Origin of the sequence: Polaribacter sp. Z014 (assembly GCF_023555435.1) — a bacterium.
In the GTDB taxonomy this organism is placed as follows: domain Bacteria; phylum Bacteroidota; class Bacteroidia; order Flavobacteriales; family Flavobacteriaceae; genus Polaribacter.
The window spans coordinates 1-15,364 of sequence record NZ_JALCZP010000024.1 but is presented as its reverse complement, the minus strand read 5'-3'; the positions used below and the strand labels follow the sequence as shown (position 1 = coordinate 15,364).

The following is a 15,364-nucleotide window of genomic DNA, read 5'->3' as shown; positions in this document are numbered from 1 at the left end:
TTCATTTTATTTAAATATAAAAATTATTTTAAACAAATCTTTATAAGATTAGTTTTCACCAATTACTGGATTAGTAATTGCCTCGCTATTTGGTATTTTCCAGTAAGCGTGTTCGCTTTCAACATAATTTGCAGCTGCTTCTTGGTATTCATTCCAACCATCATCAGCAGTAGGGTCACTTGGGTCTACACCTACAACAATTGATCCCCAACGTGTAGCAGTTGTTCCGTCTTCTTTTGTATATAGATAATCCGTTGCTGTATATCTTTTTGCAGCAAGTTCCATAAAACGTTGTTTTTTAATTCCCCATCTTCTTAAGTCTGTATTTCTTGTAGCTCCATGGCCTTCACACGATAATTCTAATGGGTATTCTTTAAATCTTAAGTGATCCATTAAGCTTGTAGCATCGTATGAGATATCATTATGGTCATTTGCGGGGTATTCTCCAGTTCCTGAAAGGCCTAATAATTGAACACCAGAACGTCTTCTAACTTTGTTAATATACATCATAGCTTCATCAACATCACCCATTTCTATCAAACATTCTGCGTATTGTAAATAAATTTCTGCCAATCTTATTAAACGTTGGTTTACACCACTTCTAACTTTACCTGGTGATAGGGCTTGTTCACTTTCAACCCCTAAATCCCAATTGGTATGTTTTCTCCAGAAACATGTCATTTTAACGTTAAACGGAGCAGCTTCTGCAGTAGTTTTATACCCATAGTACTCTAAATCGGGATCGTCAACAATTGCTACAGAATAAGAAGTTCTTAAACTAAATTTTCTAAAACGCTCTGTACCATCTTCTTCAATAACTTTATTTCTAGGATCTGAATAGTCTAACGGATCATTTCTGTATTCTAAAATTAACCAGTTAGCGGCAACACCACCCCACCATCCTCCAACACCAGTAAGTTGTTGTTGAAGTGAAGAAGCTCCTGTGTCTCTCCAATCCCATTGGTTTAATTCACTTTTATAATCTGTAGAACGTACAATTTCTAATATAGATTCTTCATTTAACTCATCCATAGTAGTAAAGTTACTACCAATATTAGGTGTTAAAGCGTACCCATAATTATTAATTACGTTTTTAAAATATTCTGCTGCTGTTGTGAAATCGTTATCAGCTAAGTAAGATTGTCCTAAAACGGCTTCTGCAGCTCCGGCTGTAGCGCGTCCTTTTTCTCTAGCTTCCCAAACTGCAGGTAATTTAGTTTTTGCATATTCTAAATCTGCACGGTAAAAATCTTTTACGTCTTGAGCAGGACTTACATCTCTGTAAAAACCATCTTCTCCACCTGGAACTTTTTCCCAAATTACAACTTTACCATTGTTAAAAGTTGTACTTAATATAAAGTAAGAAAAACCTCTTAAAAATCTAGCTTGTGCGCCAATTACTTCAGCTTCATCTTCATCTTTTTGACTGCTAAAAGTTCCTTTTAATCTGTCAACCGCTTCAATAACTTGGTTGGCTCTAAAAATGGTTGTATATAATTGAGACCACTTATCACCAGGGCTTTTAGAAGCTTCGTTAAAATTTTGTAAATAAAATTCATTTGTGTTAAAAGGTCTTTGGTATCCAGTTCCCCAAGCTAAATCACTTCTAACTAATTCGTCTAATAATTTATAATTATTGTCACTTCCATACGATTTGTAGGTTGCCACCAAACCGGTGTTTAAATCTCCTACAGTTTTCCAAAAACTATCTGTAGATAATTCATTTGGATTTGTTTGATCCAGAAAATCATCTGAGCAACTAACAATTGCTAAAGTAAATAACAATATTAAAGTTAGTTTGCCTATTCTTGTATTTTTCATGTTTAAATATTTTTTTTGAATTTTTGTGTCTAATACGTTCATAATAAAGTTTTTAGATTAAAATTCTAGTTGAATACCCGCTCTTACTTGAGAACTTACCGGATATGTACCTTTGTCTATACCTCTTGTACTTAATCCGTTGTTTCCTACCTCAGGATCGTACCCTGTATACTTGGTCCATGTTACTAAATTTTGACCAGCTACGTATACTCTTAATTTAGTCATCCCCATTTTTTCGACTAGTGTTTTAGGTAAAGTATATCCTAAAGATATATTACGTAATCTAATATATGTTCCGTCTTCTAACCAAAAATCACTAAATCCTCTTACGTTATCATGTGTTTGAGATCCTCTATACACAGGAATTTCTGATGTTGGATTTTGAGGAGACCATTGGTAAACTTGATCTTGGTGGTTACCGTATTGGTATGCAAACGCTTTACTACCATTCATTATTTCTCCACCAAATGCACCATAAAATTGTGCAGAAATATCAAAGTTTTTGTAATTAGCAGAGGTGTTAAAACCAATTTCAAACTCAGGAGTACCACTACCAGAATATTGTCTGTCATTAATGTCAATAACTCCATCACCTGCATCTGGAATTCCATCATTATTAGTATCAACTGTTAGCGCATCTACCAATTTTAAATCTCCAATTTTTGCAGTACTTGTTGGTAATCCGCCTAAATAAGTTGCTAATTCTTCTTCAGATTGAATAACTCCATCTGTTTTTATTAAGAAAAATGCACCACCTTCATAACCTTCTGCTAATACAGAAACATAGTCTCTATCATTACTAGAACCGGCAATATTACTATCATTAAAGTAAATAATTTTATTTGCACCAGTCATTTTGGTTACTTTGTTGGTGTTTTTAGTGAAATTTATACCAGCATTCCAACTTACTTTTCCTCTGCTTTTATAGTTTAAAGCAAATTCAACACCGTTGTTTTCCATATCACCAACATTTAAAACTACAGAAGAATCATTTCCAGAACCAGCACCAACGGTAGGTGGTAAGTACACAGGGAATAACATGTCTTCTTTGTTTGTTTGGTAATAATCTCCAGTAAACGTTAATTTATTTTGTAAAAATGACATATCAAAACCAATATTTTTTGAAATAGAAGTTTCCCAAGATACTAATTCATTTGCATAGCCTTGTTGTATGGCTCCTAATTGTAAATTTTGATCAGCATCATTACCAAAAACATAATCATTTTCTAAAGTGATGGTTGGTGAATATGCATAATCTGCAATACCTTGGTTACCTGTAGTACCATAACTAGCTCTTATTTTTAAGCTTCTGATAGTATTTTTAATAGGTTTCCAAAAGTCTTCATCAGAAACATTCCAACCTGCAGAAAATGAAGGGAAAACACCCCAAGGTTGACTTTTAAATCTTGAAGATCCATCTCTACGAACACTAGCACTAAATAAATATTTTCCTTTATAGTTATATTGTAAACGAGCTAACATACCAATAAGTGTATTTTCTCTATCTTGATTCCATTGTCCGGTTCCTGAACCAGCAAGTGAATCTCCGGTAGCACCATTTAATACAGTAACTTCATTACTATTGATGTCAAATTTTTGTGCATAAAATGACGTGTAGTTATATCTTTCAGCAGAATAAACACCCACAAAGTTAAAATTGTGTTTTCCAAAAGATTTTTTATAGTTTATAATATTTTCCCAAGAAAATCTTTTTGAAGTTGAGCTAAAATTATAAATTTTAGATTGTTCACCTGGTAATGGTTCACCTTCCCAGTCATAAGCAATAAATTCAGGATTAATAACTCTTCTGGTAGCATTTTCCCATCCTGCAGCTAATCTTGAAGTAAATTTTAAATTTTTATTAAAATTGTATGCAATACTAATATTACCATCAAAATATTGTCTTTCTTCATTATCCTCTTGTAATAATTTTCTACCTAAATAAGATAAGTTATTAGCGCTACTTCCGTCTCCAGCATCACCAATTGATTCTAAGTTATCTTCCAAATCTACTTGTAATGCTTGGTATCTATATGCATCTCTTAAAATTCCCCAAGGTCCATTTTGTTTATCTTCAACTCTAAAAGATAATCCACTAGTAACATTCCAATTTCCTTTTTTCATTTGAGCATTTGTTCTAACGTTAAATCTTTCGTATGAAGAGTTAATTACAGTACCATCTTGAGAGAAAAAGTTCCCAACAATATTGTATGTTAAACCATTCTGACCACCAGATAATGTTAAACTATAGTTTTCTATTGGTGCAGAATCATTAGTAACATAATTTATTAAATTAGTGTTATTGGTTAACTGTGTAGGGTTTTGTTCAGCACTGTGCCAAGTATTTCCGTATACATTTCCGTTAACAGCCCAAGATTGTAAGAAGTGAGAATACAATCTGTCGTTTGCATCCATAATATATGTACTTGAAGTAATATTTTGTACACCATAGTAAGATTCTGCTCTAATTTTCATAGTACCTTCTTTCCCTTTTTTAGTGGTAATTAAAATTACACCGGCAGCACCACGAGTACCATAAATTGCAGCAGAAGCGGCATCTTTTAGTACATCTATACTTTCTACCTCACTAGTACTTAATTTAGGATCGCCTTCAAAAGGAATACCATCTACAACATATAAGGGTTTGTTACCACCATTAATAGATGTTAAACCACGAATCATTACGTTTGCCTCAGATCCAGGAGCACCATCACTGGCAACAACCGTTACCCCAGCAATTTGTCCTTGAAGAGCAGAGCTTAAATCGGATGTTGCAGTTTTCATAATCTCATCAGATTTAATTTGAGAAACAGCACCTGTTAGTTCCTTTTTCTTTTGAGTACCATAACCCACTACTACAATTTCATCTAGTACTGAGGTATCATTTTTTAAGGTTACATTAATTTTAGATTTGGATCCTACTATTATTGATTTTGTAGCATATCCCATATAACTGAAAACTAACATGTCTGTTGGAGCTGCAACAATCTTATAATTACCATCAAAATCTGTAGTTGTACCATTACTGGTTCCCTTAATGACTATAGATACGCCAGGTAGAAGTTCTCCTTCACCAGTAACGGAACCTTTAACCGTTATTTTTTGGGCTTGTGAAAAACTAAAACTTAACGTACAGATAAAAACTGCAAGAAAGGTCTTAGATTTTTCATTCAAGAATTCTTTTAATTTCATAATTTTAGTTATTTAAATTTAGATACTACAATTTTATGATAATTTTATGTTAAAAAAGAGAACAGATGTCTAATTGTAGGCATCATATCGTGAATTGGAATAATAATTAGGTTTGAAATATGTAATCAAATATTTTAGTACAATTAAGTTGTGTTTGATTCATAAAATATAAGTTAATTTGTCTTAAAAGGTTTATGTTTTTTTAGATAAGAAGCTATATATAGTAAGGTTTACTGCTGTGTTTGGTAAAATAAAGTGAGGTTTTTAGAACTTGACTGTTCAATCAAACAAATGTTATTAAGTTGGTCGTTAATAGTACCTATATTTGAACGTATTTTGAGTGAATCTTTATCATACATAGTCCTCAAATGAATTCTTTATGATTTTTATTTTGAATGATTAAAAGAAGTAGAATCTATTGTAATAATCCGTTTGTGAAAACCAAATTTTATATGCTTTTTCATGTGAAAAAAACTACCTATTTTGGAAATGAGTAGAGGATAAGAGAACCGAAGTTGATTCTAATAATTTTGATATTTAAATTCATTCTTTTTTATTAGAATAAAAATATTTTGTTGATGTAAATGTGTTTAAAATCAAGGGAAAAAATATTTAATTTACTTCTTTAAATTCTGATGGTCATTTAAGTTTTTTAATACTAAACAAAGAAAAAAAAAAGACAATTAACCATCTGTTCTGTAAAATAAATCATTTAATTATAAAAAATAATCTAAAAAGAGCATTCTTTGCAGTATTGATTAATTATAAAATAAATCCGAATGAATCTTAAAATTTACATCCTAATTTTATTTGTATGTACTGTCTTAACTTCGTGTAAAACAGAAAAAAAAGAAATTGTTGCTAAGACAGCAACCACAAAAGAGTTATATGAACCTAATTGGGAGTCTATAAAAAAACATTATAAAGATCCGGCATGGTTTAATAATAAGAAATTCGGGATTTTTATTCATTGGGGTGCATATTCTGTTCCTGCTTTTGGTTCTGAATGGTATCCTAGAAATATGTATATGGATACAGCTCAGTTTACGGCGCAGTTAAAATTACAAAGAAAAGGGCCTTCTAGAGAGTTTACACATCATCAAAAAACTTTTGGAGATCAGAAATCATTTGGATATAAAGATTTTATACCAATGTTTAAAGGTGAAAAATTTAATGCCGCAGAATGGATAGATTTATTTAAAAAAGCAGGTGCTAAATATGTGGTTCCTGTTGCAGATCATCATGATGGTTTTGCCATGTATAAATCAAACACAACACGTTGGAATGCTTTTAATATGGGGCCTAAAAAAGATATTTTAGGAGAGTTGATGAAAGAAGGTCGTGCTAAAGGAATGATTATGGGAGCTTCTTCTCACTATGCTTTTAATTGGTCTTTCTACAATAAAAAAGATCATTTTGATACTACAGATCCTGCGTATGCAGATTTATATTCGGCAAAAGGGAAAGACATTAATGAGCCAGTTTCTGCAGCTTTTAAAGAATTATGGTGGAAAAGAACAAAAGATTTAATTGATAATTATCAACCAGATATTCTTTGGTTTGATTTTATGCTAGACACTCCAGAATGGAGAGAATACCGTCCTAAATTAGCAGCATATTACTATAATAAAGGAATAGAATGGGGGAAAGAGGTTGTATTACAAGATAAAAATTTCTATGAAGAGGCGTTCCCAGCGGGAACTGTTGTGTACGATTTGGAGAGAGGTAAATTACCAGGAATAAGAAAATTACCTTGGCAAACGGATACTTCTGTAGGTAAAAACTCATGGTCTTATGTTACTAATTGGAAATCTAAAACAGCAAATTCTTTAATAGATGATTTAATTGATATTGTTTCTAAAAATGGAAATTTACTTTTAAATGTTGGACCGAAATCAGATGGAACAATTCCTGAAGATCAAAAAGAAATCTTGTTACAAATGGGAGCTTGGTTAGACATGAATGGAGAAGCTATTTATGATACAAAATACTGGAGAACTTTTGGAGAAGGGCCAACAAAAGTTGGTACAGGTCATCATTCAGAAGGAAAAAACAAAGCTTTTACGGGTCAGGATATTCGATTTACACAAAAAGAGGGTAAAATCTTTGCTATTATGATGGAATGGCCAAAAAATGCGGACGTTTTAATAAAGTCGATTACAAAAGACGATAAAATATCAAAAGTAAAAATGTTAGGTTCTGATGCCAAATTAAAATGGTCTCAAAGTGATAAAGGTTTGTTGGTTACAATGCCGAAAGAAAAACCAGGGAACTTTGCATTTGTATTGGAGTTAACACTGTAAAATATTGTTTGAATTGGGTTTGATTGGAAAAGGAGCTTATCTATTGTTAGATATGCTCCTTTTTATTTTTATAGACATAAATGAAAACACCAAAAAAAACAATTATAAAAAGAATTTAATGTATTAACCTAATCTAAAAAACATTGTTTCCTTTTAACTGCATGTAATAACGTATATAAAATAAATTTGGTTAATGAATGTATAAGTTTATGGTTGTCTTCATTCATTACTAAAGGCTAGCAATAGATACTTAGATTCCTTCTAATTGTTGCTAATAGATTTTATAATGGGTACCTAATTAAGATTATCTGTTAGAGTAAAAGCTAGAGCGATTATAAGGTAAAACAGATTGAAATTACTCTTTGCAAAAATGCAAATCACATTTTCACTTTCAAATCTAGAGATCTTAATTTTCTACTCTCTTTAAAAAAAAATTACGCTTTCTTTATTGGTTTTCTAACATAATCACTAGGTTTTACACCAAACTGTTTCTTAAAGCATTTAGCAAAGTAAGAAGCTGTGTTAAAACCAGTCATGTACATAATTTCCTTTACAGATAAATCAGTAGATTCAAAAAGTTGTACAGCCCTTTTTAATCGAATACTTCGTATAAATTCACTAGAAGATAACCCTGTGATTTCTTTAAATTTTAGATACAGATTACTTCTACTATGCCCCATTTCTTTTACAAGCATTTCTACACTAAAATCAGTATTCATCATGTGTTTTTCTACAATTTCTATGGCTTGCTGTAAAAAACGTTCATCAGATGATGTTACCGTAACTTCTTTTGGCTGTAATGTTATTTCTTGATTAAAACGGACTCTTAAATTTTTTCTTTGTTGAAGAATATTTTTTAATTTTAAGTTTAATAATTCAATATCAAAAGGTTTTCTAATATAATCATCTGCACCTAGTTTTACACCTTCTAATTCACTTTCTTGTGATAGTTTAGCCGTTAATATTAAAACAGGAATATGACTTGTTGTTTTGGTTGTTTTAATTTTTTTACACAACTGTAATCCGTCCATTATAGGCATGGCTAAATCGGTAACAATAATATTTGGCGTTATTTTTTTTGCTATTTCAAATCCTTCCTGACCATTTTCTGCTTCAAAGATGGTATAGTCATCTCCTAAGGCTTGTTTTATAAATGTTCTAATATCCTTATTGTCATCCACCACTAGCAATACAGGAGATTTAGATCTGTCTTTAGAAATACTTTCATCAGTTGTTTCATCATCTAAATCTATTGCAAAAGATTCATTTTCCGAAGATCTTCTTACATAATCTAGATCGGTACTTTCTTTACAACTTATTTCAGGCAGGTTTTCGTATGCCTCTTTATTAGCGGGGATTTTAACTATGAATAATGCTCCTTGACCAGGTTCGCTAGATACTTTAATTGTACCTTGATGCAATTCTATCAAACTTTTTGTAAAAGACAATCCAATACCTATCCCTTCTGGATTATTGTTCTTATTAGCATCTTTTTTAGTATTAAATCTTTCAAAAATAGCTTCTAATTTGTTACTAGGTATTCCAATTCCAGAATCCTTTACTTCAATAATAATATACTCTTTATTTACGATACCATTGGCGACTTTTTCGTTGGTTATATTCACATCTATAGTTCCATTTTTGGGAGTGAACTTAAAAGCATTGGAGAGTAGGTTATTGATTGTTTTCTCAAGAGCTTCGTGATCAAACCAAGATTTTAATAACGGATCTGTCGTATTAAAACTTAGTTTAATATGTTTCTTGTGAGATAAAAATTGAAAGGGCTCTGCCACTTCTTTTATAAAAGCAGAAATATTACTATTACGCATCACCAATCGCATTTTACCTTGATTTATTTTTCTGAAATCTAATAGTTGGTTTACCAAACTAAGTAAGTAGTTGGCATTTTTTCTCATAAGACCAAATTGTTCTTGGGCTACCTCTGGCTTCACAGCTGCACCTTTTTTCTGTAAATACTCTAAAGGACCTTTTATTAAAGTAATTGGTGTTCTTAATTCGTGAGATATGTTTGTAAAGAATTCTAATTTTATATGTTGTAATTCCTCTTCTTTTTGTTTCTCTAAATTAGCTAATTCTAAATCATGTTTTTTTCTGGCTTTCGTTACAGTATTGCGCCAAAAACCAAAGAATATGGCTAGAATTAAAAAGATATATAGAAAATAGGCTAGCGTAGTTTTCCAAAACGGCGGTGTTATATTAATATGTAATTTGGTTTCGCTATTTTCCCAAATACCATCATTATTAGATGCTTTTAATAGTAAAGTATAATCACCAGGAGCCATATTTGTATAGGTTGCAAAACGTTTAGTTGCGTTTGTATAGACCCAATCTTTATCGAAACCTTCTAATTTGTAAGCAAATTTATTTTTATTAGGAGCGGAATAGTGAATGGCTGCAAATTCAAACGAGAAACTATTTTCGTCATATTTTAAATTAATTTCGGACGTTTCATTAATAGGTTCTTTTAAAATGATGTGCCCATTAATTTCTTCGCCCCTTTTAATTGGTTTATTTGAAATAGAAAAACTGGTAATTACAGATTTTGCTTTGTACGGATTGTCTTTAATATCTTCTGGATAAAAAGCATTGAACCCGTTTATACCGCCAAAAAGCATTTCGCCATCTCTACGTTTTAAACTTGCTAATTCTTGAAATTCGTTATCTTGTAAACCATCATTAACATCATAATTTTTAAAGGTGTTGTTTTCTGGGTTAAATTTTGAAAGCCCTTTGTTTGTAGATATCCATAAATTATTTTCAGCGTCTTCTAAAATTGCTTTAATTACATTGTTTGGCAGTCCATCTCTTTCTGTGTATGTTTTAAATGTAACCGTATTATCCTTTTCATTGGTTTCCATTTTATTTAATCCGCCACCAAAAGTTCCTACCCATAAATCACCTTTTTTACTTTCATATAAGGCTAAAATATAGTTGTGAGAAATACTATTTTTATCCTTAGGATCATTTTTATAAACTTCAAATTTTGGATTATTTTTTTCTATTTCAGTAGGTTTTAATTTACATAATCCATTTGAAGTAGCAAACCAGATATTATGATCACTATCTTCATAGATATTTCTTATAATATTGCTAGAAAGGCCAGTATTATTTGTACTCCTATAAGACAAAACATCTTTGGTGTATGCTCCTGTTTTTTTGTTTAGAAGCCATCTGTGTACACCACCACTATAGGTACCAATCCATATGTTTTTATTACTATCTTCAAGTATAGAAAATACACTATAACTTATTTCAGGTATCGGTTTTATATCGCTTTCTTGTATGTTTTTTAGGTTATCGAGGTCTATTTCATACAAACCGGGTGTATCTTCTGCACCTACAAAAAGGCTGTTTCTATGTGTAATTTCTGCAATAGCAAATGGTTTTTTAATTTTTTGTAGATTTGTAAAATTTGCATAACTACCATTATCATTCTCCTTAAAAAGGATATTAAGACCGCCGCCTTCTGTACCTATCCATAAATTATTACTACTGTCTTCAAAAATAGATCTAATTTTGTCATAACTAAGACTTTTAGTATCTAAGGTTTTTTTAATATGTTTAAATTGTTTTCTTTCAGGATCCATTTTGTTAACACCACCACCATTTGTACCTATCCAAAGAATGCCTGTGTTATCAATATAAATTGTTTTTACAATATTTTTGCTAATACTTTTGGTGTCTTTAGGATCATAAACAAAACGTTTGGTTAGTGAAATATCTTTCGTGTTTTTTTTATTCTCAAAATATAAGAGTCCGTTATTTGTACCTGCCCATAAATTATCATTTTTATCAACTTTAAGACCGTTAAAAAAACCATTTTGTAGTTTATAAACCTTATTTTTATTAAAGTTAGCCTTAAAAACATGCAAACCATTACCAGTACCTATAAATAAATTTCCCTTACTATCTTCTGCTATACAATTTACTGGAGAATTCACTAAATTAATACGATTATTTACCGACCTAAAATAAAATTCTCCGTTTTTAGCTCTAGTTCGTTTAAACAAGCCTTTAGTACTGCCTATCCATATTTGATCTTGACTATCTTCAAAAATGGAATAAATTTTGTTTGTAGCGAGGCTATTCGATATTTTGTTATCACCTAACTTATAGTGCTTAAATTTTAAAGAATCTAGAGGTTGTTTTAAATCTACCAAATCAAGTCCATCAGCAGTACCTACCCAAAGTTGGTCTTTTTTATCCTTATAAATACTAATTACATGGTTATTAGTAATACTGTTTTTATTATTTTCATCATGAATAAAATGTGTAAACCCTCCTGTAGATTTGTTATAGTAGTTTAGACCACTACCAGTTGTTCCAATCCATAAATTTCCTTTTTCATCACCTGTAACTGCATAAATAAGATTACTACCTATACTGTTTTTTAGGTTGGCGTCTGGTTTGTATATGGTAAACTCATAACCATTATATTTATTTAAACCATCGTGTGTGGCAAACCACATAAAACCTTTAGGGTCTTGATAAATGGCATTAACATCTCCTTGAGACAATCCTTTGTCTGTAGAAATATGATCGAAATAAAAAGAATTCTGGCTTATTGTAGTTTGATAAACCCCCAGTAGAAGTATCAGAATTATTTTTTTTATAAAGAAAATATTTGAGTGCATACTAAAACTAAATTTAGAAAAAAGTTATTGTTGTTAATTAGGTGAATTTAAAGAATAAGAAGCTTATTTCCTAAGAAAAAGCCATAAGTACTTTAGATAAAACCATATGTTTATAAGCTTTAGTTGTTATTTGTAATTTAATTAGAGCTTATTTTTTGTTGTATATTGTTGGTAATTAAGGTGTTAATCTACCTTTAGTAGCCTGCTTTAAAAAAAGCAAAGTTGTCTTGCTTATAGTAACTGTGTTAACTTTTAAATCAATATTACTTATCTTCGTTTTTCTTTAAAAAAATTTCTAAACTATCTAAGGTGAAAAGTATAATTAAAATTTCTACATTCCTGTTTTTATTCTGTTTAATAGCATGTAATAATAAACAATTTGATGAACCCAAAGTATCTTTGGATAGCTATAAAGTAGAGAACGGTTTTAAGTTAGAAGTGGTTACTTCAGAACCATTTATTGAAGCTCCGGTTACTATGGATTTTGATAACAAAGGACGTATGTGGGTTGTGGAAATGCGTGGTTATATGCAGAATTTAGAAGGCACGGGAGAGGATATGCCTAATGGTAGAATTACTATTTTACAAGATTTAGACAATGATGGCGTTACAGATCATGCAAAAGTATTTTTAGACAGTTTGATAGTACCAAGAGCAATTGCTCATGTTTACGGCGGACTTTTATATGCAGAACCACCTAATTTGTGGTTTGTAGATATTGAAAATGATAAGCCAGTAAATAAAACCTTGGTAGATGGGCAGTACACTCACGGTGGTAATATAGAGCATCAACCAAACGGATTGATGATGCATTTAGATAATTGGATTTATAATGCAAAGTCTAATTTTAGATATCAAAAACGTGGTGATAAATGGATAAAAGAAAGAACTTTTTTTAGAGGACAATGGGGTATTTCTAAAGACAACTTTGGCAGGTTGTATTACAATAACAATTCAATTCAGCTTAAAGGAGATCTTGTATTGCCTAATACAAATTCTAAAAACGAATATTTAGATACTAAAGCATCTTTAGGTAAAAAACTAACACCAACTCAACGTGTTTATCCTTTGCATGCAACATCTGTAAATCGTGGGTATATAAAAGGGAGGTTAGATAAAGATAGTTTGCTTATTAATATAACTTCTGCTTGTGGTCCTGTTATTTATAGAGGAAATAAATTTCCATCAACATATTTAGAAAATGGTTTTGTTTGTGCTCCGGAAGCAAATCTTATCAAAAGAAATGTTCTTTCTTTTAATTCTTATGATATTTCTGCAACACAAGCAATAGAGAAAAAAGAATTTATCGCATCTACAGATGAAGGATTTAGACCTGTAAATTTATTTAATGGTCCGGACGGAAACCTGTATATTGTAGACATGCATCGTGGAATTTTGCAAGACAAAGCTTTTTTAACCCCGTATTTAAAAAATCATTACGCTAAGAAAAAGTTAGATACAATTATTGGGATGGGGAGAATTTTAAAGGTGTCATCAGAAAATACAATTAGCAATTTAATTCCAGATTTCAATAATTTAAATAACAGAGAGTTAATAGCATTATTTCTACATCCAAACGGATGGCATAGAGATAGAGCACAACAAATTTTAGTAAAAAAACACGATCAATCTGCTATTCCGTTGTTAAAAGACTTTTTGATCAGTTCAGGTAATTCTATAGCAAAGTTGCATGCACTTCATACTTTAAATGGTCTTGAAGCTCTAAATTTTTCATACTTAAATAATATTTTGGTTACTTCAACAGAAAAGGATTTAATTGTTCATTCGTTAGTTTTAATTGAAAATTTTGCTTCTGAAGAATACATCCCTACATTTTTAAAAACAATTGAGTTATTAAGTGAAAAAAATAATTCTTTAATTGATTTGTATCTTACTAATTCTTTAGGTAATTGGACATTAATTAATAAGGATTCCTTTTTTCCGATGTTAGAAACCTTGTCTATTAAATATAAAGAAAATAGAGTTTTTTTAGAAGGAATAATAAGTAGTTTAAGAACAAATGAAATCAGTTTTCTAAAATTCTTAAACAAAAAGAATGAACATCTAGTTTTAAAGGAATTAATAACTGCTACGATTGATAATAAAACGAACCAGGGTAAAAAGAAAAATAAAAAACTAAAAAAGAGTTTAGAAAAATCTATTAAAGCGGGGCAAAAGATTTTTGATAACATTTGCGCTACTTGTCACGGACAAAACGGACAAGGAATAGATAATTTAGCACCTCCTTTTCAAAAATCAGAATATATTTCAGAATCCGCAGAAAGACTTGCTTTGGTTCTTTTACATGGTTTATCAGGACCTATTCATGTTAATGGTAAATTATATGAATTGAGCGCAACAATGCCAGGTTTAAATAATAATCCTGATTATTCTGATAAAGACATACAAAATCTAATTCAGTATCTACAAAGTGATTTTTCTTCTATTCGTAAAAATATAAGCACTTCTCAAATTAAATCTTTGAGAAGTAAAACACCAAAAACGGGTGTTTTTACAGAGGCGGAATTATTACTTATAAAATAGTGTATTGTCCGTTTTAATGTATGTTATATCGCTTACCCATAATGTATTATACTGATATAGGTTGACCTTTTTTTAGGTATAATTTATACCGTTCAAACTATTTTTTTAGCCGTTTAGAAGGCAAAAAATATTTTGAACTATTTTTGTTTTTAAATTGTTAGTTCAGTCAAATTTACATTATTTCTTCGATATGATTTGTATTTGATGTTTGGGTTTAAATGTACTTCTGCTGGTTTTCTTAATTCTAAGCTAAAATGGGTTCTTAAATTGTTGTAAATATATACTGCTTGTTTTGTTACTTCTTGAGCAATGGCAGTGTTTTTAATACAGTTTCTAAGTCCGTATTCATATTTTAAAGTTCTATTAATTCGCTCTGCAATTGCGTTTTCATAAGGATCATATTGTTCTGTCATACTCATCATTATGCCATTTTCTTCAGCAAAGGCTGTGTATTTCGGGTTACAGTATTGAAAACCTCTGTCAGAATGATGTATTAATTTTTTATCAGGGTATTTTCTATTTTTAATAGCCATTTCCAGCGCTTCTGTACAAAGTGATGTCTTCATATGATTATCGAGATTATACCCCATAATTTGCTTAGAATATGCATCTGTAACGATTGCTAGGTAGTTGTGTCCATTGTCCGTTTTACTGTATGTTATATCGCTTACCCATAATTGTTTTGGTCTAGTAGGAACTTGGTCTTTAATTAGGTTTTTATGTTTTCTAAATTGATGATTAGAATTTGTTGTTGTTAGTTTAGCCCCTTAAAAGTTCGGAGTGCTATTTTAAATTTCAAAACTAATATATTTGAGATATGAAATACAAGAAATGGAGTTTAGACGAAAA

Annotated in this window: 5 protein-coding genes and 1 pseudogene; 2 read left to right on the top strand and 4 right to left on the bottom strand. The window is 30.6% G+C overall.

Annotated features, from left to right (window positions below):
• Positions 1–48 precede the first annotated feature (48 nt).
• Together MPF19_RS16735 and MPF19_RS16730 are read right to left on the bottom strand one after the other, a co-directional pair.
• Positions 49–1,863, bottom strand: a complete 1,815-nt coding sequence (locus MPF19_RS16735; RefSeq protein WP_249989366.1) for a RagB/SusD family nutrient uptake outer membrane protein — start codon at positions 1,861–1,863, stop codon at positions 49–51.
• 15 nt (positions 1,864–1,878) lie between these two features.
• Positions 1,879–5,013 carry a SusC/RagA family TonB-linked outer membrane protein gene (locus MPF19_RS16730; RefSeq protein WP_249989364.1) on the bottom strand — a complete coding sequence of 1,045 codons (3,135 nt, stop codon included), beginning with the start codon at positions 5,011–5,013 and terminating at the stop codon, positions 1,879–1,881.
• A gap of 779 nt (positions 5,014–5,792) precedes the next feature.
• Between MPF19_RS16730 and MPF19_RS16725 the strand changes: the two genes are divergently transcribed.
• Positions 5,793–7,316 carry an alpha-L-fucosidase gene (locus MPF19_RS16725; protein ID WP_249989362.1) on the top strand — a complete coding sequence of 508 codons (1,524 nt, stop codon included), beginning with the start codon at positions 5,793–5,795 and terminating at the stop codon, positions 7,314–7,316.
• Between the two features lie 434 nt (positions 7,317–7,750).
• Here MPF19_RS16725 and MPF19_RS16720 read toward each other — a convergent pair whose 3' ends face one another.
• A complete protein-coding gene (locus MPF19_RS16720) occupies positions 7,751–11,971 on the bottom strand; it encodes a hybrid sensor histidine kinase/response regulator transcription factor (protein ID WP_249989360.1) in 4,221 nt (1,406 codons plus the stop codon).
• A 309-nt stretch (positions 11,972–12,280) separates the two neighbouring features.
• Here MPF19_RS16720 and MPF19_RS19440 point away from each other — a divergent pair, with 309 nt between their 5' ends.
• Entirely contained in the window at positions 12,281–14,515 is a 2,235-nt protein-coding gene (locus MPF19_RS19440; RefSeq protein WP_249989358.1) for a DUF7133 domain-containing protein, read from the top strand.
• 149 nt (positions 14,516–14,664) lie between these two features.
• On the opposite strand, the pseudogene MPF19_RS16710 reads toward MPF19_RS19440, so the two are convergent.
• Positions 14,665–15,261 (bottom strand): annotated as a pseudogene (locus MPF19_RS16710) (IS3 family transposase); the annotation flags it as partial.
• Positions 15,262–15,364: the final 103 nt, after the last annotated feature.

What these genes read in the sequence shown, in the direction of transcription:
- MPF19_RS16735 (WP_249989366.1), bottom strand. Translation starts at nt 1,863, where the DNA reads ATGAACGTATTAGACACAAAAATTCAAAAAAAATATTTAAACATGAAA.
- MPF19_RS16730 (WP_249989364.1), bottom strand. Translation starts at nt 5,013, where the DNA reads ATGAAATTAAAAGAATTCTTGAATGAAAAATCTAAGACCTTTCTTGCA.
- MPF19_RS16725 (WP_249989362.1), top strand. Translation starts at nt 5,793, where the DNA reads ATGAATCTTAAAATTTACATCCTAATTTTATTTGTATGTACTGTCTTA.
- MPF19_RS16720 (WP_249989360.1), bottom strand. Translation starts at nt 11,971, where the DNA reads ATGCACTCAAATATTTTCTTTATAAAAAAAATAATTCTGATACTTCTA.